The following is a 22,873-nucleotide window of genomic DNA, read 5'->3' on the forward strand; positions in this document are numbered from 1 at the left end:
TGCATCAATGCCGTATAAGGGGGATATAATGTATGATAGTTTATTTTTCGGCTACAGGAAACAGTAAATACGCAGCGGAGCGCATTGCTGCCGCACTCAATGAAAAAACTATGTCCATTGAGGAGGGATGCTATGATATAACCCTTGAGGACGGGGAATGTTTCGGTATCGTCACTCCTACTCACTGGTGGGCTCTGCCTGTACCTATGAGGGAGTTCTTACAGAAGCTGAGACTTCACAGGCAGGGGAAGCACTATGTTTTCATAGCGTCCACCTACGGTACTACAGTCGGCTGCAGCGGCGAGGAGGCAAGACATATCCTGCGCGATAACGGTATCCGCCTGAGTGCGGCATACGGCATAAAAATGCCCGATAACTGGACGGTCACCTTTGACCTCAGCAATAAGGAAAAGGTAGCCCGTCAGAATGAGGCTGCTGAAAAAAACATAAACAATGTCATAGCAAAGATACTTGACAGGAAAAAGGGCTGTTTCCAGACTATCAGGACTCCATACGCTATTCATAAGTACACGGACAGGGTATTTGCAAAGGTGAGAATGACAAAAAATCTGAGCGTTGAGGACAGCTGCAATGGCTGCGGTCTCTGCGCGAAGAAATGTCCCGTGAAAGCCATTGAGATACGCGACGGGAAGCCGGTATGGGTTAAGGAGCGCTGCGCTCTGTGCTTCCGCTGTCTGCACCATTGTCCGCAGTTCGCTATACAGTTCTGGAACGGTGCTACAAAAAAGCACGGGCAGTATACTAATCCCAATGTAAAGGTATAAGGAGCTGGAATAAACTCGCTATGGGCAAATCTGACTGCAATTACAGAATATTCAACCGCGACATGATGAAGTATCTTGCCATATTCATCATGTTCTGGGGACATCTTATAGGCTGGGCCGTGCAGTATAAGTACGGTGATGTCGAAGCTTACTATACTCTCCCCATGTGGGAATATATCATAATATACACTTCACTGTTCTGTCCGCCTGTAATGTTTTTCTTTATAGCGGACGGCTACAAATACACACGTGACAGGAAAAAATATGCACAGAGGCTTCTGCTCTTTGCCTGCATAACTCAGCCCTTTGACTGGCTGTGCTGTCATAAATTCAGCGGGTGGTGGCACACCAATGTTATATTCACGCTGTTTTTCGGACTTCTTGCCATAATGGCATGGGAGAGCAAATTCAAGCTTTGGCAGAGGATAGCGCTTGTCATACTGTGTGACGGAATGACGCTGCTTATATATTCAGACTGGATCATATTCGGAGTTCTGTTCATACTGTTCCTGCATATCTTCCGTGAAAAGCCAAAGGCGAGGTTTATAGCCTATATGAGCCTAACAGCTCTGCATTTCCTTCCCAACCTTTTCAGTCTCGGCAAGATACCCACAGACAGACTTATCATACAGATAGCGGTCATGATGCTCATGTTCGTACTGGCATATCTGTGCATGACTGTGTTCTACAACGGCAAAAAGGGCAAGCACCCGACTCTGGCAAAATGGTTCTTCTACGGATTTTATCCGCTGCACTATCTCATAATATGGATAGTCGGCGTTATCATCAGTACATAAGAAAAGGCACTCTCAGGAGTGCCTTTTTGATGTTTATTGGCTTATGAGAAGCTTACGCAGTGCTATGAGGTCAAATACATCTAAAACAGCATCATTGTTGATATCTGCATTCTCGGCACTGACTTCTCTTTCGGAACCGAGAAGGTATTTCTGCAGCTTTACAAGGTCTGAGACGTCTGTGCTTCCGTCGCTGTTAACGTCGCCTATAAGTGCTTTCACACCTGCTGCGCCGTATACTGCTATCTCGGCTATGTTGCAGAGGTATACGCTGTCCTTGTTGAGCGAGCTTGCGGGAACTCCAGTGGGTACTTCATAGCGGATATATCGTGCAGTGAGGCTTTCGGATACGTCGATGTAATTCATCTGGTGTGAGGGTACGGCTTCGACCGTATATACCTTTTTCCAGTTTGTCCCGTCGGAGGAAACACTGAAAGAGCCTCCGACCATTCGGTATTCGTAGCCCTCGCGCGGACAGTATGCGATATTCCCTATAGTGCAGAGTTCGCCGAGGTCAATATCAACATAGCCGCCCTCAAGTCCGTCAAAATAGGTGTTGATATCACCGTCACAGGCTTTTTCGGCAGAGGTTACTGAGGATTCGTGCCATGAAAGGGTTCCTGTTACTTCCTTAGCGCTGAGCCTGTCATACTTTGGCCGTGCCGACTGGCCGTGCGGAGTTCCGAAAAGAGCTATTTCCGCGATATTCGCACAATAAGCGCTGTCGCTGTTGTACTCGTTGTTAGGAGCGCCCGTGGGAACTTCATACCTTACATAACGGGCTGCTGTGCCGCCCGAAAGGGCTGTGACATAGTGCATTCCCGAGGTCGGCTTTCCCTTGACGGTGTAAATTGTCGTCCAGTTCGTACCGTCTGCGGATGCTTTGAAAATGCCGTCTGCCATGCGGTATTCATAGCCTGCGCGGGGAGCGTAGCCTATAGCCGTAAGGTCATAGAGCTGTCCGAGGTCTGCCTGTACCCATCCGTCGGAAACGCCGTCAAAATATGTGGATGTGCTGCCGTCAAATGCATATGTATAAGCTGTTGAAGCGTCGCTCTTCCATGAGTCGGAGCCGCTGAGCATATCCGATGTGATGTTGATCTTGTCTGTGAGAGCTCCGCCGCCCTTTACTCCGTCAACAATGAAGGTGGTAACGGACTGCTTTGCCAGAGATACGGTCAGAGAGCTGCCTGATACGTTCATTCTACCTATGTCTTTCCAGTTTTCGGAATTGCTGGTGCGGACAGCTTCAGCGGAAGCTCCGACACTGTCAAAGCCCGAAAGGTCGAATACCATATCCTTGCCATATGAGCTGTCGTTCGTTGCGACTATCACGAGCTTGTTGTTCTTGGTATCAAGGGCTGCCATGCAGCTGCCGCCGCATTTCAGCATGGTCATTCCAGGGCGTATGTAGCGTGAGAATTGTCCCATTGCGTAATACTTCTTTGTGAGAATTATATTGTTATTATCATGGTCTGCGACTGCGAGTCCCCAGTAGCCGCCCTGAGTATTTACCATGCCCTTGTCCTTGTTTCCGTTCATTCCCACGGAGGAAATGTGGTTGTCGATGACCTGCCACAGTATCCACGCGGAGCAGTTGAGCTCGTTGCAGTCGAGAGTTATGCGGTCTGCAAGCCATAGTGCCGCACCCATCTCTCCTGCGTCCGTACCTGCTGTCGAGCCGCCGTCGACCTCGCTCATCCATAGGTTCCTGCCTGCCTTTATGGCAGTATTTTTCAGCTCCGCACGTTGGCTGCCGCCGTAGGTGTGAGTGTCTATACGTCCTATAAGAGCCTTTGTGGTATCGGACATCTTGTTCCACGAGCTTATTGCCGTATCTATTACGGATTCGTCGCAGGCGCTTATGATAATATCGTTTATGTTCCGCTTTTTCAGGGACTTTGAAAGCTCCTGATATATCTTGTCCATTGAGGAGCCCTGATCGAAGTGGCAGCCCTCCTGCTTGTTGCTGTAAGCTCCCCAGTAGTTGGTATAGGGCTCGTTCATGGGGGTTATGCTCTGTACGTTTATGCCCCAGTCGTTTTCGTAATGGGCTGTGACTTCTGCTAAATACTCGGCAAAGTCGGTATACTTGTCATCGCGGAGGTTATTGTTGCTGGAGTCCTTGGCTCCCGAGCTGCATCCGCTGTTTGTCATATAATACGGCGGAGAGTTCGAGAACATTTCCACTATCATATCATCGCCTGCGGCTGCGATACAGCGTTTGAGTACATTGCGCTGGTTTGTGTCGGCGCTCCAGTCGTAGGTGACACTGCCGTTATTGTACTTGGTATAGCCCGGCATATTGGAGTCGGTCCTTGTTATGTGGGTATGTGAAGGATCGTCGCCGCCGCCGATGTTGAAGCGTGCGATATTAAGTCCAAGTCCGTCGGTGCTGAAAAAGGTCTCGGCTGCTTTCTGTGATAAGGCGTCCGAATAGCCGATGCGGTTTGCCCACCAGCACAGGGACGTTCCCCAGCCCTCGAATTTTCCGCCGTTTATGTCGTATACGTCATATGGTGAGATGCTGACCACAGAGGCGGCTCCTGCTTCTGAGACAGGGAAAGCCGCAGCTGTTGATGACAGCAGAAACAGCGAGGCTGCTGCCGAGATGATACGTCTGAATAGTTTCATATCAGATACTCCTTTCGGATAGTTTTCTCCAAAAACATTATGTTACTAACATTATAGCGCCTTTTTTGTCTGTTGTAAACATAAATTATGATATTTTTGATGAAAATATGACGTTTTCTTGCCTCGTATCCCTTTTCACTTTACACAGCGTATCAAATGTGTTATAATCTTAAAGTGAGTTTCGGGTCGTTTTGCAGCCGCCGTGCATAGGCGGAGCTTTGCTCCGCCTGACGGTTTCGCTGCAATTACCGAAAATACAGTCAGCAATGCGGGCGAAACCGTCGGACGCCTGCGTCCATGCACGGCGGCGTACCGCTTCCGTAAAAATTGTTAAGGAAAGGGATACTATGAGCGCTTATGTTGAATTTAAAAATGTGAAAAAGACATATAAAACAGGCGAGGTGGAGATACACGCCCTCAATGACGCCAGCTTTGAGATAAATAAGGGCGAATTCTGCATCATCGTCGGTGCATCGGGTGCGGGAAAGACTACCATACTCAATATACTCGGAGGTATGGATACACTTTCAAGCGGAAGCGTATTCCTCGACGGTACGGAGATCTCTTCCCTGAGCAAGAGAAAGCTGACCGCGTACAGACGCTATGATGTGGGATTTGTTTTCCAGTTCTACAATCTTGTGCAGAACCTTACGGCTCTTGAAAATGTTGAGCTTGCTTCTCAGATATGCCGCGACCCCCTTGACGCGAAAAAGGTTCTCGATCAGGTGGGACTTTCGGAGCGTATGAAGAATTTCCCGGCACAGCTCTCTGGCGGTGAGCAGCAGCGTGTGGCTATTGCCCGCGCTCTTGCAAAAAATCCCAAGCTGCTCCTCTGTGACGAGCCTACAGGCGCTCTTGACTACGCTACGGGAAAGGCAGTCCTTAAGCTATTGCAGGACACCTGCCGCGAAAAAGGCATGACGGTAGTGGTCATCACTCACAATCAGGCGCTTACTCCCATGGCTGACCGTATTATAACGGTGAAAAACGGTACTGTTTCAGGCATCCGTCTGAATGAAAAGCCTGCGGATATTTCAGAAATAGAGTGGTGATGCTATGAGATCTGCAATAAAAAAGACTGCGCTTCGTGAGATACGCGGCTCATTCGGACGTTTTTTCGCTATTTTGGCGATAATTGCCCTCGGAGTAGGCTTCTTTTCGGGCGTAAGGATAACTACTCCCGCAATGGTGGATACAATTGACAGATTCCTTGACGAGAATCAGTTTTACGATTACAGGCTCATGTCCGCAATAGGCTGGACCGACGAGGACATCGAGGACTTTGCGGGACAAAGCGGTGTCCGCTGCGCTGAGGGAGCTTATTCCGCGGATTTCCTTGCGTCTGGCGTAAACGAATATGTGGTGAGAGCTCACTCCATCACGGAAAATGTCAACAAGCTCAAGCTCGTCTCGGGAAGAATGCCCGAGAAAAACAGCGAATGTCTTGTTGAAAACGGCAAATACGGGATAGGGCTCCAGCTTACCATAGCGGGAACAAATCCCGATTCAATAAGACAGAGGTTCAAGCATGAGACATTTACGGTTGTCGGCTTGGTCGAGTCGCCTTTGTACATCAACTTTGAAAGAGGTAATTCCTCTCTCGGAAACGGCGAGATAAGGACCTTTGCTTATTTCCCGAAGGACTCCTTCAACTTTGAGGTGTATACCGAGGCTTACCTGCGCTTCGATCAGGATCATACCATTTATTCTGACGAGTATGAGGACTATATGGACGGCAGGGAGGAGCAGTGGAAGGAAATCGCACAGTCCCGTGCTGATATAAGATTCGATAAGCTTTACAGCGAAGCCGAGGAAAAGCTCCGCGACGGCAGAAAAGAGCTGGACGACAAGAAGGCTGAGGGTCAGCAGAAGCTTGATGAGGCGAAGAAAAGCCTCGATGAGGGCAAGGCACAGCTTGACGAGCAGCTTGCTCAGCTTCAGCAGATAAAGGATATCATGCCCGATCAGTATGCTTCGGGTATGGAGCAGTACAACGCGGCTTATGCCGATTACGAAAACGGACTTGCGGAGTACGAGAGCTCCGCTGCCGATTACGAAAAGCAGATAAAGGACGCGGAGGATGAGCTGCAAAAGGGAGAAAATGACCTTGCAAAGCAGAAAAAGCCCGATATATACGTCCTTGACAGAAATACCAATATCGGCTACGCCTGCTTTGAGAGCGATTCCGAGATAGTTGCTCAGGTGGCAAGAGTATTCCCTGTATTCTTTATACTGGTCGCAGCTCTTGTCTGCATGACTACCATGAGCCGAATGGTGGAGGAACAGCGTACTCAGATAGGCGGACTTAAAGCTCTGGGCTATTCGGAAGGCTCTGTTATGGGAAAATATATGTTTTACTCGGGAACGGCTGCGATACTTGGCTGTGTGCTCGGCTACGGCGCGGGTACTTACCTTTTCCCGAAGATAATCTGGAAAACATATACCCTTATGTACCTTGATCTCCCGATGAAGTATCTTTTTGACCGCAAGCTCGCCATCATAGCTCTTGCAGTATCGCTTCTGTGCTCGGTGGGAGTAACATGGTTCAGCTGCCGCATTGAGCTTTCGGAAACTGCGGCTGCACTTATGAGACCAAAGGCACCAAAGCCCGGCAAGCGTGTATTCCTTGAATACATCGGCTTTATATGGAACAGGCTGAAATTCCTTAAAAAAGTATCTATAAGGAATATTTTCAGATACAAAAAGCGTTTGTTTATGATGATACTCGGTATCGGCGGCTGTATGGCACTGCTCCTGACGGGCTTCGGCATAAAGGATTCAATTGCGGGCTTTGCGGATACGCAGTATAGCGAGATACAGGTGGCTGACGCTTCCGCAGTTCTCAGAAAGACCGAGGACGGCATACCCGATGAGCTGAAACAGGTCCTCGATGATAATACCGAGGACTATACCTTCCTGTATACAGGCTCGTGGGACCTGCTTTACGGTAAAAAGGTCAAGAGCGTGACACTGAACGCTGCCGAGGATTTCAGCGGTATGGAAAACTATTTCAGTCTCCATGATATCAGCGGTAAGCCCCTCGAAGCTCCCGCAAAGGGCGAGGCTGTCGTCAGCCACAGTATAGCGGAGCGCTATGGCATAAAAAAAGGCAGCATAATGAGGCTCAGAAACGAAAATATGAAGGAGCTCAGCGTAAAGGTCACGGGAGTCTTTGAAAACCATGTATACAACGTGGTTTTCATGGGAAGAGACACTGTATGTGAACAGCTGGGGGAAGACGTTCCGCTTAACAGCGCGTTTCTCAACTTCAGAAAGGATTCCGACGTCCATGAAGCGCAGGCGGCTATATCAAAGGACAATCACGTTCTTCAGATGCTGGTGTTTGACGATCTCAAGGTAAGGCTCGGCAAAATGATGGGCAGCCTTGACTATATCGTTCTCATCGTTATCATCTGTGCGGCAGGCCTTGCGTTCATCGTGCTCTATAACCTTACGAATATCAATATCACGGAGCGTCAGCGGGAGATCGCGACCATAAAGGTCTTGGGCTTTTTCAGGCGCGAGACCTCGGCATATGTTCTCCGTGAGAACCTTGCGCTGACTGCTATGGGCATCATTGCGGGAGTTGGTCTCGGAATACTGCTCCACAGGTTTGTAATGGCGCAGATAAGGGTGGATCTTGTGGATTTCAGCGTGTCTATAGCGCCTGAGAGCTACCTTTACAGTATTCTGCTGACCTTCCTTTTCACCGTTGCCGTAAACCTGTTCATGCAGATAAAACTTGAGAGGATCAACATGGCTGAATCGCTTAAATCCGTTGAATAACTTAAATGATAACCGAAATTTGCTCTCCCTTCAATCGGGGGAGGGCATTTTTGTGCAATTCACCAAATATAGGGGAATAGTCCTTGCGGAGCATTGACATTTTGTGTTTTTTGTGATATAATAAAAATGAACCTAAAAAAGATAAAAGAGGTTCAAGGGGAAATGTATCGAGGTAATCGATAAGGAGAATAATGAATGAATTACAAGATCAGAAGAGGCGTACTCAAAAAGTACAAAGACGAGAGAAACGTCACCGAGATCTTTGTTCCAGATGATGTAGGCATCATCGGCGAAGGAGCTTTTAACGGCTGTACTAATCTTGTGAGGATCCTTTTACCCGATACCGTTCAGCTTATTGCTGACACGGCATTCAGCGGCTGTGATAACCTGAAATGCATTGCTCTTCCCGAAAGCACTATAAGGTTGGGCTGGTATGCGTTCAAGGGCTGTCATAACCTCAGTGATCTGACTATCCCTTCAACTCTCAAAGAGATAGGAAAACACGCCTTTGCAGGCTGTGACCGTCTTGTGTCGGTCAATGTACTGCATGAAGGCAGGATCTACAAGTTTGTACTCAACTCGGAACTCGATGACGAAAGATGGCAGGAGATAAGACATTCTCTTCGCCGCCTTGACAAAGCAATTGCGGTTTGATAATCCCACACCCCCGTCCGTAATAATGGGCGGGGTGTTTCTTTGTCCCGACGTACAAAAAGCCCGTGCTGCTGCACGGGCTTTGATATTACTTGTTCTGTTCGTATTTGGGCATGAGCTGGAGCTTGTGGAGATTTGCCCTGTGAAGGCGGTCTATCTTCTCCTTTATATCGGGTACGGAGCTGAGGTCGTCCTCGCCGCGGATGTACTTATCCAGCATGGCATATGTAAAGCCGAGATTTTCTTCGTCGGTCTTGCCGCAGAGGCCGTCTATCGGTACTTTATGCACAAGCTCGTTGGGAAGTCCGAGTACCTCGCCTACCTGTAATACCTCGGTTACCGTAAGGTCCGAAAGGGGAGAGAAGTCTCCTGCGGCGTCGCCGTACTTTGTGGAGTAGCCTACCCAGTCCTCGGAAAGGTTGCAGGTATTTACTACTCTGCCGTTGTGGCAGGCCGCTATGGCGTAGAGAGTGGTCATCCTGATACGCGCGGGAGTGTTGACTATTGCCTGATCGGAAGGCTCAACGTGCTTTTTCAGTTCGTTCATGAAAGCCGTTACCGTATCGCCTATGTTGACGGTATAGCTCCTGATACCGAGAGTGTCAACAAGCAGGTGACTGTAGGATATATCAGCCTGTTCGCCCTGAGGCATGAGAACGCCGATAACTCTGTCCCTGCCGAGAGCCTTTGCACATACTGCTGCGGCTACGGAGCTGTCCTTTCCTCCCGATATGCCTATTACGGCATTCGTTGTAGGTGAAGCAGTTTTCTCGAACAGGTCGCGTACCCACTCAACTACTTCATTTGTCACTTTCTCTGCATTGAAACTGTAGCTCATAAAAATACCTCCGCTCTTTATGTTGCGGCAGCGCGGCAATCAGCCGCTGTCAGCCGTTTTATTCTGCCATTGCCTTCTTTATTGCTGCAAGAAGCTCGTCATATGTCTCATATGCGGGAAGCTCGGGGTGATCCTTCTTTATCTGCTCTGTGCTGCGGAAAAGGAAGCCCGCCTTGCTTGCTTCTATCATTCCGAGGTCGTTGTAGCTGTCGCCGCTGGCGATAGTATCATAGCCTATGGACTGGAGAGCCTTTACCGTTGTGAGCTTGGACTTCTCGCAGCGCATCCTGAAGCCTGTTATCTCGCCGTTTTCAGCTACTTCGAGGCTGTTGCAGAAGATAGTCGGCCAGCCCAGCTTCTTCATGAGAGGTGCTGCAAACTGTGTGAACGTATCGCTGATGATTATTACCTGACCAAGCTCGCGGAGAGCGTCAAGGAACTCCTTTGCGCCTTCCATTGGTTCGATCTTTGCTATGGTATCCTGTATCTCTTTGAGTCCGAGACCGTGCTCCTTGAGAACGCCGAGACGCCAGTTCATGAGCTTATCGTAATCGGGCTCGTCACGGGTGGTCTTTTTAAGCTCGGGAATGCCGCTTGCTTCCGAAAAGGCGATCCATATCTCGGGCACAAGAACTCCCTCAAGATCAAGACAAGTTATATACATAATGAATTCCTCCGTTAAAAAATATCTTACTCAACTATTATACAACTTTTTATGATGTTTGTAAAGAAAAAAATAAGAGCAGCGGTGAAAGTATCTGTGTTGACAGCTGATATATTTTATTGTATAATAATTTATGCATGGATACGAAGCCTGTGCTTCGGCAAAATGTCTTGAAAGAGGAAATATAAATGGATAAATACAAGAATAAGTTCCCGATCATTGCTGGATTGATATTTGTGATAACCGCTGTTGCAGCTGTTGCTTATTCATGGCTTAAGGGAATATACAGATATGATCTCAGGCTTTCTTTTTCGGAATATGTAGGGCTGCATTACTCAATGTCGGTACTGTATTTTATTTCGGCGGTAATGATGCTCGTACTGCTGAGCATTTACGCATTTAAACTGAAATTGCCGCTCCTGAAGAAGATCGTTTATACAGTGGTTTTCCTGTGCATTTTCGGAACAGCTTTTTTTCCGTGCAACGGAAAACACAGCATTACCACGACCATACTTCACAATTACTTTGCTATAGGTCTTATGCTGGCGGCAACCGTTTCCTTTGTGCTGTCAGCAATACTCACCAAAAGCAAGGTCCAGCGGATCATCGCTGTTTTGTCTCTGATATATGCGGCTGTATTCGTTGTGATGTTCTTTATCGGTTTCAGACCGCTGTTTCAGACTTTTTTCATCTGGGAAAACCTGTTTATCATCCTTTTGCTTCTCGGACTTCATATGGAGCAATACGGTGAAAAGGCAGAGGTTTCGGATCGGGTATAAATAGCACAGCCCCGAAGCTTTTGAAGGCTTCGGGGCTGAATTTATTTTAATGGACCATATCAGTATGAAAGCACGGTATTGATTATGCCCTGATATAGATAGCCTGTCTGACTTGCGAAGTCAAATCCGAAATCCGCAGGATTTTGCAGCTGCATAACTATTATGTATGAGCCGTCCGAGCCGTAATCGCTGTAGTCCGTGTACTTTACTTTTTCGCCCGAGCGGTCTGCGACATTCCTGAGACAGCCCGTAATATAAAGGAAATCTCCTCTGCCTGTTTCGGCAGTTCCCGTTTTGGCGAAAAATTCATAGTTCTCGGGGACGTATATTCCGAGATTATATGCGACAGCTCTCATACATTCAAGCAGATTCTGTCGGTTCTCCTCGGGGATGCTTGCGATGACCTCATATGGAGCTGTTCCCTTGGCACATTCCTTTGACGGGTCTGCGGTATCGACTATCTGCTGTACCACGAAGGGCTTGACCATATCGCCGAATACGGCTTCTCTGCCCAGTGCGGCAAGATATATGGGACAGGTCTTGACATATGCCTGACCGAATGCGCTTCGGCGCAGGTCGTCAAGGCAGTTTATCTCGATATTGTTCTCGATAGACCCGAAATCACAGCTTATTGGGGCACAGAAATGGAACAGGCTGTTAAGATCGCTGAGTACCGTTTCGGCTCCCAGCGTATCGAAAGCCTTTGCGAAGAATATGTTGCTGGAGTTGACAAAGGCTGAATACAGCGTTCTCTCGGGCACAGGATAGCCGCCGATATCGTGATCCCAGTTCACGATAGTTGCTCCGCTGTCTATCCATTCTCCGTCGTCGTAGAGGCAGGTTATGCCGTTCTTGTCGGCTATGACCTCGGACATTATCTTGAAGCACGAACCCGGTGAGGCATTGGTGAATGCCTTGTTTTCGAGAGCTCCCGACCACAGGGCGTCTCTGTATTCCGCGTCGGAATAGTAAAGCTCGGGGTCATAGGTGGGGTATGATACCTCAGCAAGTATGGAGCCGTCGGTCCTGAGCACCACTATCGAGCCCGACATACCCATATTAGCCATATATGAGCTAAGAGCGGTCTGTACATCGGAATCTATGGTCAGTCTTACGGAGCTTCCCACATCGTGGTCGGCGTTTATATGCGTAGGATTTGCCTTTTTCAGCAGCTCACTCAGTGAGCTGTCGAAGCCGCCTGAGGCTTCGCTTATGATATTGCTGAAGGAGTAGGCGCAGTTTTCACCGTAAAGGCGCTCGTCGTACTCTCCTTTGGCATAGGTGCCGTATGTAACGAGATTTAAATTAGTATCGTAAATGTTTCCCCTGTATACCAGAGCGGTAGTCGTGGTAGTTGTTGTCGTCTCTGATGCAGCAGCAGTGGTCACGGACTTTGACAGGTCTGTGTTGTGATGGACTTCAAATTGTCCGACCTCTGCCGAACAGGACGGAAACGACATTGCTGCGGCAGCTGCTCCGAGCAGCAGCAGAAGCTTTGTTCCCCTGAAAATCATTTTTTTTACCGTCCTCAGAAATATTTGCATTTTCGCACCCTGAAGGATGCGGGAAAGTCATACCTTAATTATACAATTTTTTACATGAAACGTCAATATGTTTCAAAGAATAAAATCGAAAAAATCTGCGAATTTCTGTGGAAAAGTGTACATTACTTGACAAAATATACTGTAAGGATTATAATTGGAATATAAACGTGTAAAGGAGCAGTATCATGGCTTCAGGCAGAGGATATCTTGATTTCGTGCTGGAACAGCTCTCAGAGTTGGAAAATATATCGTACAGGGCAATGATGGGGGAGTACATCATCTATTGTCAGGGAAAAGTCATTGGCGGCATCTACGATGACAGATTCCTTGTTAAGCCGACTGCTTCCGCAAAAAGGCTGATGCCCGATGCGGCTTATGAGCTTCCCTACGAGGGCGCTAAGGAAATGCTTCTCGTTGAGGATATCGACAATAAGGAATTCCTCAGGGAGCTTGTTGAGAGTATGGCAGAGGAGCTGCCCGCGCCGAGAAAAAAGAAGTGAGTATAACAGGTTACGCCCCGAAACGATGCTTCGGGGCGTATAGTCTTTATTATGTTATTTGCCGATAACTCTGTCAAGTATCTGACGGTAAACTCCTGCGGACTGTGATGCGAACTCAAAGCCGTGGTCTGCGGGGTTCTGTATCTCCATTACTACCACATATGAGCCTGTCTCGCCGTAATTGTCGTAGCTGTCCCAGCTCTGTGCGCCATTGTCGTTGTAGTTCTTCACACAGCCCGTAATGTAAAGGAAGTCGCCGAGCCAGCCCTCTGCCGTACCCGTTTTTGCGTAGAAGCTGTAGCCGTCGGGGACGTAAACGCCTATATCAGCGCCAACAGAGCCCATGACGCTCAGGAGATTGTCCCTGCACTCGGGCGGTATGGACGCTATAACATCATTGGCCTTTGAGCCGCTGCCTGTTTTTTTGTTGGGGTCGGAGCTGTCAACTATATCCTTCATTACAAAGGGAGTCACCATATCTCCGAATACTGCCTCTCTGCCGAGAGCTGCAAGGAAAATAGGGCAGGTGAGCACCTTTGCCTGACCGAATGCGCTCCTGCGGAGATCGTCTATGTCCTCTATCTCGATATTGTTGCTGAGGTCGCCGAAATCGCAGTGTATATCGTCGGAATCTTCGGCTCCGAAGTGGAATATGGTCCTGAGGTCGCTGAGAACATTTTCCTCGCCTATCTGCTCAAAGGCTTTTGCAAAGAATATGTTGCTGGAATTGATGAATGCGGAGTTCAGCGAACGGTTGGGGATAGGGTAGCTGTTCTTGTTGGTCTTGTGGTCCCAGTTGACAATGGGGTGATCGTTGCCGAAGTCCCATGTACCGTCGTCGTAGAGAGAGTATATTCCGTATCTGTCAGCAAGGACTTCTGACATTATTTTGAAGCATGAGCCGGGTTCATAGTTGCTGAAAGCCTTGTTTCCCACATCTCCCCATGCAAGATCATCGTTATATTTCTGATCCTCGACAGCGTTGGGATCATATGACGGGTAGCTTACTTGTGCCATTATGGAGCCGTCTGTCCTGAGGACCACGACTGCTCCTCTGAGGTTTATGCTCTCCATATAGCTGTAGATGTCGTTCTGAACATCGCCGTCAATGGTGAGCTTTATGGACTGACAGCTGTCCTCGCCGGAAGGAGCTGTCAGTATCTTATCGAAGGCTGTGTCGTAGCCGTCGGACATTGAAGTGATTATATTTGCAAAGGATACGGCATAATCGCCTGCAAAGCTCCTGCGCTTGCCGTCTTCTGCATCGGTAACAAGGAGATGTCCCTTTGAATCGAAGATGTTTCCCTTTGCTCCCGTGTTTTGCGGAAGAGTTGTTGCGGCAGCTGTTTTTGTTTCGGCTTCTGTAGTTACGGAAGCTGCTGTGGTTGAGACGGATGTTTCGCCTGTGTCAGCCTTGCCGACAGGTGATGAGCCGCATGAAGTTAGAGCGGCAAGGAGAGCTATTGAAGCTGCAAGAGCAGTTGTTCTGTTTGTTTTCATATTATCGTTCCTTAAAGTATATATTTTGTAAAAGACAATTTACGGATATTATAACATATAATATCAGAAAAAGCAACAGGGGCAGCGGTTAACTTCTGAAGAAAAACTTTGAACGACCTTTAGCGAAAAAAGTACTTGACTATTTTGAAAATATATGAGATAATATGGTGTATGTAATTTTTAAATGAAAGCGAGTTTTATTATGTTAAAGTATATTCTTACATTCCTTATTTCCATGGTACCCCTTGTGGAGCTGAGACTCGGCATCCCCTTCGGCGTTCGCATGGGCGTGAAGTGGTATTACGCTGTTATCATCTGTATGATAGGCAATATGATACCCGTTCCGATCATTTTCTTCTTTGCAAGAAAGGTGCTGGAATGGGGAAAGGATAAAAAATATATAGGCAAATTCTTTACATGGTGTCTTGAAAAGGGTCATCACGGCGGTGAAAAGCTCAAGGCAAAGGCAGGAAAGGGTATGTTCTGGGCGCTTCTTCTTTTCGTCGGAATCCCGCTTCCGGGTACAGGCGCGTGGACGGGAACCCTTGCGGCAAGTCTGCTCGATCTTGACTTCAAGAAGAGTATCCTTGCGGTAACGCTGGGAGTGCTCCTTGCGGCTGTTATCATTACGGCGGCAACTCTTCTCGGATTCGCAGCATTCAGCGCCGTAAAATAAGAGTACATATCAGACAGCCATTAAGGAGAGCAGATTTCCTTGTGGCTGTTTTTTATATTGTTATACGAATTTTACAGACTGATCGAAAGGGTGATGATATACTGTATGATACTTTGTGCGAGGTCCTTGATCTGCGAAGCGGCAGAGCTGTTCCGTCAGATACGGCGGACGGGGAACGCAGTCAAAATATTTTTGAAGCCGAATGGAAAGGAAACCTGCGTTTTTTGGCAGTTATGTCGGAGTTCAGACGCGGCTCGGGATGTTATTATGTTCTGAAAGACGGACAGGCTGTATCTCCGATATACCATTTTTCAAAGGCCGATGAAGCTCTGTTCGGAAGAATGCAGCGGCTTATCGACGATATCGAAAACGGAAAATTCCGGAACAAAAAGACGCTGAGGGAGAGGATAGCTTCTTTGGCCGAGGAAAAGGGGCTGACCTCATATATGAATAATACCAAATGGCATGAACTGCTCAATGCGCTCAATGAAGGCATGAGAGATATCGTGCTTCAGTACAAGACGCTGTTTGATGAGCTCCCGCCCGATGACTACTGGGATCTTTACGGCGATGAGGATATCGTACATATGGACCTTGCTCAGATCGAATGGATGAAAATAAAAAGTACGATAACAAATTACAGGCACGTCGGAGCTCTGCTCCCCCCTGAGATAACTGTCTGCCATAAGAAAGAAGAGCTTGTGCAGATACTACGGAAATACAGTATCCCGTATGAATATGATGAAGGTGAGCAGGCTTTTGTGGTTTACGGTTATAAATAACGGATACAGCACTCATATGACATTCGGAATGATATTATATGAACATCATCTATGTGTTTTTGCCTTGTTTGATTTAAAATGGTAAATACGCCGAAATTTATTATGTAACCGTTTTGTAGTTGAAAAATGCCTGCGGTTGTGCTATAGTATAACAGGTCATTAAAATGATATTATGACCTGTTTTCTGCTTCGGCAGAAAACAAAGACATTTATATTTAGGAGCGATAAAAATGAAAAGAAAAATGGTAATTGCTATGGCACTTACAATGATGCTTTGCGGCTGCGGTAAAGCTGACAGCAATTCCGCAAAGGAAAGCACCACTGAAAAAACTACTGCAACAACTGCTTCACAGGAAGAAACAACCGCTTCCGAGACAACAACAGGCGCAGAGGAAACTACGGCCGAAAGCGAAACAACAGAAGCATCAACAGCTGATGGTGAGGACAGCACGGCTTCCGAAGACGAAGGCACAACAGCTTCTCTTCACAACGATCTTTTCGAGGGACTTTACTGCGACAAGACAGACAGAAAAGATACGCTTTCCATTGACTGCACCAACGATGAGCTCTATACTGTGCATATCTCACGCAAGAAGTCTGACAAAGAGGTCATTGAGTGGTACTTTACAGGCGAATTCAACGGCAGACAGGTACTTAATTACGAGAACTGTGTAAAGAGCACCATGACTGTCGGTGAGGACGGCTCTGTTATGAGCGGAACTGAGTACACTGACGGAACAGGCTATATCCAGATCTCTGAGGAAGGCACGGAGACAGGTCTTGTATGGCACGACGATAAGGAAAATGCAGGTGCAAAGAATTTCTTCATAAAACAGTAAGAAAAGCGAAAATAAAAACAAAAAAGTCGGAATATTTTAAATATTCCGACTTTTTTGTTGGTCATGTATTGCTTTAAGCTTAAACTGCCTGTTATGGATTAAAGCAGCGGAAGCTTCTTTACAAGTCCGAGCAGATAACGCTGTATAATCAGAGCATCTCCTGTTGTGATACCCGGTGAATTTTGGTCAACGTCAGCATTTGCCTTGCCCTGTTCTGTGAGAGCATGCTCATCTGTACCGCCTATGCCGTACTTGTTTGGATTTGCAAGAGACTGCATTATGAGTACAGCATCTGCCATATCTATTCCGCCGTCGCAGTTTACATCTCCGAGAAGTGTTGCCTTGATATCGGAGTCGTTTTCTTTTCCGTTGATAGTTACCTTATAGGAGAGATCAACATCGTTGCAAAGGTCGTGAGTGTAATAGCTGCCGAGGGTTTCAGAGAATTTAACGGTATATTCACCTGCGGGAAGAGTATTGAAGTCCTTGCCGCCTGTTTTATTGCCGTTCTTGTCGATTATCGTGCACATGGTATTCGGCTCGACATAAGAAGTATTGGAGAAATCGAAGATCTTTTCCGAGCCGTCGGTACCTGTTGCAGAGAACTTATATCCCTTGACAGAGAGCTCTTCGCCTTCTGTATATGTTGTCTTGGAAGGATAAGAGATGACTTCATTGAATTTGTATGTTACGTGTGTGGAAGCAACAGGGGGGGTTGTTGAAGCTGTTGTGGTCGTAGTAGATGTAGAAGTTGTAGTTGTAGTAGTAGTAGTAGTTGTTGTTGTTGTTGTGGTCGTTGTAGTCGTAGTAGTGGTGGTAGTTGTTGTGGTAGTCGTAGTTGTAGTTACAACAGGCTGTGAAGCGACAACATATTCGTCTATAACACCTGCCCAGAACTCACCGATCTTTTTATAGCCTGTGCCGTTGGGGTGGAGCTGATCGCCGCTGATATCGTTCATGCCGTCGAGACAGCCGTGAACATCGGCAAACTTTACATTCTTGCCCTTGCTTGCGTACTCCTCGGCTACGCTCTTTACTGTATTGTTATAGTTTGCGATCTTCTGAGTATTTCCGCCGTAAGCTGTGTGCTCGGGAACGGAAGCAAGGAATATCATTCCGTCGGAAGGCATATCCGCAAGCATATAATCCAGCATAGCACGAAGGTCAGACGCACAGGCGTCCATTGAACGGTTAGCTGTCAGATCGTTGGTACCGATCATGAGGAGGATTATATCGGGCTGAGCCTGCTTAACGGCATTGCCGTTCTTGAGCTCGTTGTAGAGACTTCCCTTGCCGCCCTGCTGCTGTCCCCAGCCCGGAACTTCCTTGATCTGATATCCGCTGAAGCCTGCATGGTTGTCATCGTAAGTGATGCCGTTTGCAGAAGCACTGTCTCTGCCGTTGGGACCTACCATGTCGATCTTGTAGCCCAGCTTTGTGAGAGCGCTGTAGAGATACTTTCTGTATCCGCCCTGCTCGCCGTCGCCGTTGGTGATAGAGTCGCCGACAGGCATGATCTTTATGGTCTTGCTCTTGTCGATATTGCCTGAGCCGCTGCCGTTCTCATTTTCGTTTCCCTGCTGTCCTGTGCCTGACGATGTACCTACAGTACCCTGACCTGTTACAACAGATGAAGCCTTGCCCGACTTGGATACCTGAACTGTGTCAACATAGAAATCGCACAGGTCGCCCGAGCTTTCGGGAGTCTCGATGTAAAGCGTCATATCGCCGGAATTGGACGGGATAGTGAACTTTGTGTTCTCAAGCTTTGTCCACTCGCCGCTCTTTGCGGTGCAGTCAGCGATCTGTGTATAAGCGGCGCCGTTTCCGTCGCCCTGCTGGAGTGACATCTGTATGGTTACATTGCTGCCCGTTGTCTGAAGGACAGCTGCACTGAAGCTGTATGTCTCGCCCGGAACGAAAGCACTTGAATCCAGCGGGATAGCACAGCCGTTCCACTCATTGGCTCTGTCTGTAACATAGAGTGACTTGGAACCGTCGTAGAAGTTCTTGCTGTTTGTTTCAACAGAAGCGTTGCCTCTTCCTGCCCAGTCGCCTGTGCCGCTCTCAAAGTCGTTTGTGAAGTAGTCACCGTTTTCGTCGGGGTCTACGACCTTCTCGGGTATATTAGGATCAGGGTAGGGATCGTTGTCAAGGCCGTTCTCGTATACTCTCACGCTCTTTACGTTGGCCTGACCGTTTGAGCGGTAGCCTTCGATATTCAGCGATACCTCGTAAAGAGTACCCGACATATCAAGTCCTGCCTTTGACCATGCGTCAAAGTGCTTGGATACGTCAATTGTGCCCTTCATATAGTTTGTGGTATTATTCTGTGAACCGCTCATCTGGCGGATGCTCCAGTACTGCGGGAATGTTGCGGTACCGTCGAGAGAAGGCTGATTGTAGCGCATCGTCTTGCATATATCATATGTATTGCCGTTCAGCGATACCTGTCCTTTTCTCTCTGCACCGTTTCCGGGCGGACGCCAGTCGCCCCAGCCTTCAACGATGTAGTACTCCATGAGAGGGTTCCTTGTCCATCCGTAAACGCACATATAAGAGTTTCCTCTTGGTGTGTACTCAACATCATAGGTCAGTACGATGTCGGAGCCTATCTGCTTGTAATTCTGCTTCTTGCTGTCGTAGTTCTTGCCCATACGAGCCAGGAAGTTTTCAATTCCGCTCCATGAACAGGTGAAGGAACCTGCGCCTGGGTTCATTGAAGCCTGACCTGTGTAGTTCTGATTCCACATTTCGTAGTCATATCCGCCGATATTGCCTCTGTCCTGCTGATCGGCAGCCTGAACGAAGGTAGCGGGAGCAGACGGGACACTGAATGTAAGCATTGCTGCACTCAGACCTGCACTGACAAGCCTTTTGAAAATACTCTTGTTCATTTTGATCATTCCTCACTTTCTGAAAGGTGATAATTCATATCCTTTTCGACCGTGTAAAAGCTAAAAGAGCGGTATTATCCCTTATGCACTTTCTTTTCCACGATTCTTATATTTATTTTATTATATTTGTATCAAAAAAGCAAGTCAAATCTTGCGGACACAGCTTTTTCCGGTCATTTTCGTATGCAGGGGAAGAACGCTTTGTTTCGGTAGATGCGGCATATCGTGAAAATGGGCTGCCGTTCTCCGCTCGGGATCGGTTGATTTTTGCGGTAGAACTGGCAGTTTATCAATTATTGCGTATTATCTTTTAACCTCATTTTTTTGACCTTAAAACTCTTGTATTTTTGCATAATTAGCGATATAATATTTATATGTACGCAATATACATATGCGTATTAAGGGTTTGGAAATGGAAAAATATTAAGGAGAGAAAAATATGTTAAAGATATCGGGCTGCGGAGATATTCTTATCGCTGATCGTCTTCCTGAGGGGAAATACAAGGGTTTTGAGGAGATCAGGTCGCTTCTCATGTCTCATGATGTGAGATTCGGAAACCTTGAAACGACTATACACAGAAATGAGGGCTATCCATCGCTTTTTCCTGGCGGCGGCTACTCGATGGCCGATCCCGACGTCCTTGATGATGTCAGGGAGTACGGATTCAATCTTCTGAGTATCGCAAATAACCATATGCTTGATTTTTCACATAAGGGTCTGGAAGCTACACTTGGATACCTCAGAGAGAAAAAGCTTGCTTTTGCTGGAGCGGGAATGAACCTTGCCGAGGCTTCAGCTCCGTGCTACATAGAGACAAGAAACGGCAGGGCAGCTTTGATCGCAGTAACGAGCAGCTTCCACGATTCGGATGCTGCGGGCAATCAGAGCGTGGATATGAACGGACGCCCCGGCGTCAATCCGCTCAGACACACGGAGGTATTGCAGGTGACCCCCGACCTTATTAAGGCTGTGCAGCGTATAGCCTTATGCTCGGGAATCAATGACTACAGAGATTTCGGCGCAAAAAACGGTTATGTTATGCAGAGCAAGAACATCAAGCTGAGAGATGTGCGCTTTACTGAGGGCGACGAGATAAAAAAGCTGTCAAATGTCCTTGAAAAGGACCTCGACAGGGTCGTTAGCCGCATCAATGAAGCAAAATCACAGGCTGACTGCGTTATCGTTTCCGTTCACGGCCATCAGCTGAAGGGAACGGACAATTATGCCGACGACTTTATCGTTGAATTCTGTCAGGCTGCCGCAGATGCAGGAGCTAATATCGTTTTCTGCCACGGCGCACACGTTATCAGAGGCATAGAAAAGCGCGGAGACAGTGTGATCTTTTACGGTCTCGGCGACTTCGTGCTTAAAAATGAGCTTGAAAGGAAGCTTCCCGCCGATTTCTATGAGAAGTACTCTATCCCTTATGAGTATTACGGCTCTGTGGGACTGGCTATGGATATCAGGAGCAACGGTCAGACAAGAGGACTCTGCGCTACCAAGGAAGCGTGGGAAAGCTTTATCCCGAGCATAGAATTCGATACGGAGGAGAAGAAGGTAACTTCGGTAAAACTTTATCCTATCACTCTGCACTTCGAGCTCCCGAGGAGCAGACGCGGCTGGCCCGAGCTGTCAGGCAGCAAGGAGATACTTGAAGAGCTTGAAAAAATATCCGCTGATTATGATACACATATCAGCGCAGATACGGACAAAGATTACGGCATCATAGTGCAATAAAATAGCAAATAAATTAATTTAAAAATATATTTTTTATAAAGTACTTGAAATTTGGCGTTTTATGGTATATAATAATTATTAATAAATTATTACGGAGAGGAAGATATAATGAGTTTAGACGGCTTATTTAAGCGCACGTTATATTGGACGAATGATCTGCTCCATGGCGGAAAGATCTGGAATATCCGGAAGGATATCGCCTCTGTTTTATCCGATTCCGAAAGCGGAAAGAAAAAACAGGATGAGAAGCTGAAGGAGCTCCTTGACTGGGCGACCAAGAACTCAGCTTTTTATTCCGCTTATGCCGGAAAGTCCCTGCACGAATTTCCTGTCGTGAACAAATTGATCCTCGTTGAGAACCACGATGCCAACAGTGTACCGAAGGAAAAGATCCCGTGGCAGGAAGGGGATATCTTCATTCAGAAAACCAGCGGCAGTACGGGAGTCCCCTTTGCGGTCCCGCAGGATACGCGCAAGAGACAGAGACGTATCGGCGCGTTAAAGTACTTCAACGATACTGTGGGCTTCAAGTCTCACGAAAAGCTGGGACAGTGCCGTATCTGGACAAAATGGCACACCAAGTCGAAGAAGCAGATATTCTGGGAAAACATCTATCCTGTTCAGGTGGGCAATCTTGACGATTCAAAAATGGCAGAGCTTGTGGAAACGATAAAGAGCAAAAAGCTTTTCGCTTTAAGAGCCTATGCCAGCTGGTACGATTTTCTCCTCGATTATCTGAAACGCGGAAAATGTACAAAGGATGACCTTAAATCACTGAAGGTCTGTCTGTCTATTTCCGAGGGACTCAATCCTGCCACCAAAGAGGGCATGATGGAGCTCGCGGGCATACCTATCGTTGAGACCTATGCCGACGAGGAAGCGGGAACACTCGCTCACCAGAGACTCAATGGGACAAATTTTTACCTTAATCATGCCGACTATGTGTTTGAATGCCTGAAAATGGATTCGGACGAGCCTGCCGAATACGGCGAGCTCGGAAGGATAGTTCTTACCGACCTGTATAACTATTCTTTCCCGATGATAAGATATGATACGGGAGATACGGCAATATTCCACGAAGGTACAAAGGAGAGCAACGGCTGGCCTTACATCGAAAAGCTTTTCGGCAGAAAGATGGACATGGTATTTGACTCCAACGATCAGCCTGTTCATCCCATGAATTTCGGAAGAACACTTAAGAATTTCGATACCATCCGTCAGTGGCAGTTCGTTCAGAATGATCAGTACAAATATACGATCAAGCTTGAGGTCACCGATGAGTCTCAGCTGGAAAAGGTCGTAAGCGAACTGAAGGGGATTCTCGGCGAGAAAGCTGATATCGGCGTTGAGCTTGTCAATGAGATCCCTCTTCTGACCTCGGGCAAGAGAAAGCCTGTCGTCTGCGAATGGAAGCACTGACGTTTTCGGTGTACTGTATTGTAAAATGCGGATAGACCAAAATA

At 47.4% G+C, this 22,873-nt stretch carries 18 protein-coding genes; 12 read left to right on the forward strand and 6 right to left on the reverse strand.

Annotated elements, in window-relative coordinates; genetic code table 11:
• Window positions 1–32 precede the first annotated feature (32 nt).
• On the forward strand, window positions 33–785 hold the full coding sequence (locus Q0R37_RS00235; RefSeq protein WP_294749891.1) for an EFR1 family ferrodoxin: 753 nt from the start codon (window positions 33–35) through the stop codon (window positions 783–785).
• 20 nt (window positions 786–805) lie between these two features.
• Window positions 806–1,582, forward strand: a complete 777-nt coding sequence (locus tag Q0R37_RS00240; RefSeq protein WP_294749893.1) for a TraX family protein — start codon at window positions 806–808, stop codon at window positions 1,580–1,582.
• A gap of 33 nt (window positions 1,583–1,615) precedes the next feature.
• Here Q0R37_RS00240 and Q0R37_RS00245 read toward each other — a convergent pair whose 3' ends face one another.
• The gene (locus Q0R37_RS00245) at window positions 1,616–4,213 is read right to left on the reverse strand and encodes a discoidin domain-containing protein (RefSeq protein ID WP_294749895.1); all 2,598 of its coding nucleotides are present in this window, start codon (window positions 4,211–4,213) and stop codon (window positions 1,616–1,618) included.
• A gap of 347 nt (window positions 4,214–4,560) precedes the next feature.
• On the opposite strand from Q0R37_RS00245, the gene Q0R37_RS00250 reads away from it, so the two are divergent.
• The 3 genes from Q0R37_RS00250 to Q0R37_RS00260 all read left to right on the forward strand — a co-directional run bounded on the left by Q0R37_RS00250 (window position 4,561) and on the right by Q0R37_RS00260 (window position 8,653).
• Window positions 4,561–5,265 (forward strand): ABC transporter ATP-binding protein, encoded by a 705-nt coding sequence (locus tag Q0R37_RS00250; protein WP_294749897.1) that lies wholly within the window; start codon window positions 4,561–4,563, stop codon window positions 5,263–5,265.
• Window positions 5,266–5,269: 4 nt separating this feature from the next.
• Window positions 5,270–7,999, forward strand: a complete 2,730-nt coding sequence (locus Q0R37_RS00255) for an FtsX-like permease family protein (RefSeq protein WP_294749899.1) — start codon at window positions 5,270–5,272, stop codon at window positions 7,997–7,999.
• Window positions 8,000–8,194: 195 nt separating this feature from the next.
• Complete coding sequence (locus Q0R37_RS00260; RefSeq protein ID WP_294749901.1) at window positions 8,195–8,653, forward strand: leucine-rich repeat domain-containing protein; 459 nt, start codon at window positions 8,195–8,197, stop codon at window positions 8,651–8,653.
• Between the two features lie 88 nt (window positions 8,654–8,741).
• Here the strand turns inward: Q0R37_RS00260 and nadE are convergent, their stop codons facing one another.
• Both nadE and thrH read right to left on the reverse strand, forming a co-directional pair.
• Window positions 8,742–9,491, reverse strand: a complete 750-nt coding sequence (gene nadE / locus Q0R37_RS00265; protein WP_294749903.1) for an NAD(+) synthase — start codon at window positions 9,489–9,491, stop codon at window positions 8,742–8,744.
• A 58-nt stretch (window positions 9,492–9,549) separates the two neighbouring features.
• On the reverse strand, window positions 9,550–10,155 hold the full coding sequence (gene thrH / locus Q0R37_RS00270) for a bifunctional phosphoserine phosphatase/homoserine phosphotransferase ThrH (RefSeq protein WP_294749904.1): 606 nt from the start codon (window positions 10,153–10,155) through the stop codon (window positions 9,550–9,552).
• A gap of 188 nt (window positions 10,156–10,343) precedes the next feature.
• Here thrH and Q0R37_RS00275 point away from each other — a divergent pair, with 188 nt between their 5' ends.
• The gene (locus Q0R37_RS00275; protein WP_294749906.1) at window positions 10,344–10,934 is read left to right on the forward strand and encodes a hypothetical protein; all 591 of its coding nucleotides are present in this window, start codon (window positions 10,344–10,346) and stop codon (window positions 10,932–10,934) included.
• Window positions 10,935–10,993: 59 nt separating this feature from the next.
• On the opposite strand, the gene Q0R37_RS00280 is transcribed toward Q0R37_RS00275, so the two are convergent.
• Window positions 10,994–12,448 (reverse strand): penicillin-binding transpeptidase domain-containing protein, encoded by a 1,455-nt coding sequence (locus tag Q0R37_RS00280; protein WP_294749908.1) that lies wholly within the window; start codon window positions 12,446–12,448, stop codon window positions 10,994–10,996.
• A gap of 215 nt (window positions 12,449–12,663) precedes the next feature.
• Here Q0R37_RS00280 and Q0R37_RS00285 point away from each other — a divergent pair, with 215 nt between their 5' ends.
• The gene (locus Q0R37_RS00285) at window positions 12,664–12,978 is read left to right on the forward strand and encodes a TfoX/Sxy family protein (protein ID WP_294749909.1); all 315 of its coding nucleotides are present in this window, start codon (window positions 12,664–12,666) and stop codon (window positions 12,976–12,978) included.
• Window positions 12,979–13,032: 54 nt separating this feature from the next.
• Here Q0R37_RS00285 and Q0R37_RS00290 read toward each other — a convergent pair whose 3' ends face one another.
• A complete protein-coding gene (locus tag Q0R37_RS00290; protein ID WP_294749911.1) occupies window positions 13,033–14,478 on the reverse strand; it encodes a penicillin-binding transpeptidase domain-containing protein in 1,446 nt (481 codons plus the stop codon).
• A gap of 202 nt (window positions 14,479–14,680) precedes the next feature.
• Here Q0R37_RS00290 and Q0R37_RS00295 point away from each other — a divergent pair, with 202 nt between their 5' ends.
• The 3 genes from Q0R37_RS00295 to Q0R37_RS00305 all read left to right on the forward strand — a co-directional run bounded on the left by Q0R37_RS00295 (window position 14,681) and on the right by Q0R37_RS00305 (window position 16,775).
• The gene (locus tag Q0R37_RS00295) at window positions 14,681–15,154 is read left to right on the forward strand and encodes a small multi-drug export protein (protein WP_294749913.1); all 474 of its coding nucleotides are present in this window, start codon (window positions 14,681–14,683) and stop codon (window positions 15,152–15,154) included.
• A 41-nt stretch (window positions 15,155–15,195) separates the two neighbouring features.
• Window positions 15,196–15,936, forward strand: a complete 741-nt coding sequence (locus Q0R37_RS00300; protein ID WP_294749915.1) for a DUF6678 family protein — start codon at window positions 15,196–15,198, stop codon at window positions 15,934–15,936.
• A 230-nt stretch (window positions 15,937–16,166) separates the two neighbouring features.
• Window positions 16,167–16,775 (forward strand): hypothetical protein, encoded by a 609-nt coding sequence (locus tag Q0R37_RS00305; protein WP_294749917.1) that lies wholly within the window; start codon window positions 16,167–16,169, stop codon window positions 16,773–16,775.
• 98 nt (window positions 16,776–16,873) lie between these two features.
• Here the strand turns inward: Q0R37_RS00305 and Q0R37_RS00310 are convergent, their stop codons facing one another.
• Window positions 16,874–19,672 carry a glycoside hydrolase family 11 protein gene (locus Q0R37_RS00310; RefSeq protein WP_294749918.1) on the reverse strand — a complete coding sequence of 933 codons (2,799 nt, stop codon included), beginning with the start codon at window positions 19,670–19,672 and terminating at the stop codon, window positions 16,874–16,876.
• Between the two features lie 439 nt (window positions 19,673–20,111).
• On the opposite strand from Q0R37_RS00310, the gene Q0R37_RS00315 reads away from it, so the two are divergent.
• Window positions 20,112–21,410 (forward strand): CapA family protein, encoded by a 1,299-nt coding sequence (locus tag Q0R37_RS00315; protein WP_294749921.1) that lies wholly within the window; start codon window positions 20,112–20,114, stop codon window positions 21,408–21,410.
• A gap of 108 nt (window positions 21,411–21,518) precedes the next feature.
• The gene (locus Q0R37_RS00320; RefSeq protein ID WP_294749923.1) at window positions 21,519–22,829 is read left to right on the forward strand and encodes a hypothetical protein; all 1,311 of its coding nucleotides are present in this window, start codon (window positions 21,519–21,521) and stop codon (window positions 22,827–22,829) included.
• Window positions 22,830–22,873 lie beyond the last annotated feature (44 nt).

This window comes from uncultured Ruminococcus sp. (genome assembly GCF_946415235.1).
Taxonomy (GTDB): Bacteria; Bacillota; Clostridia; order Oscillospirales; family Ruminococcaceae; genus Ruminococcus.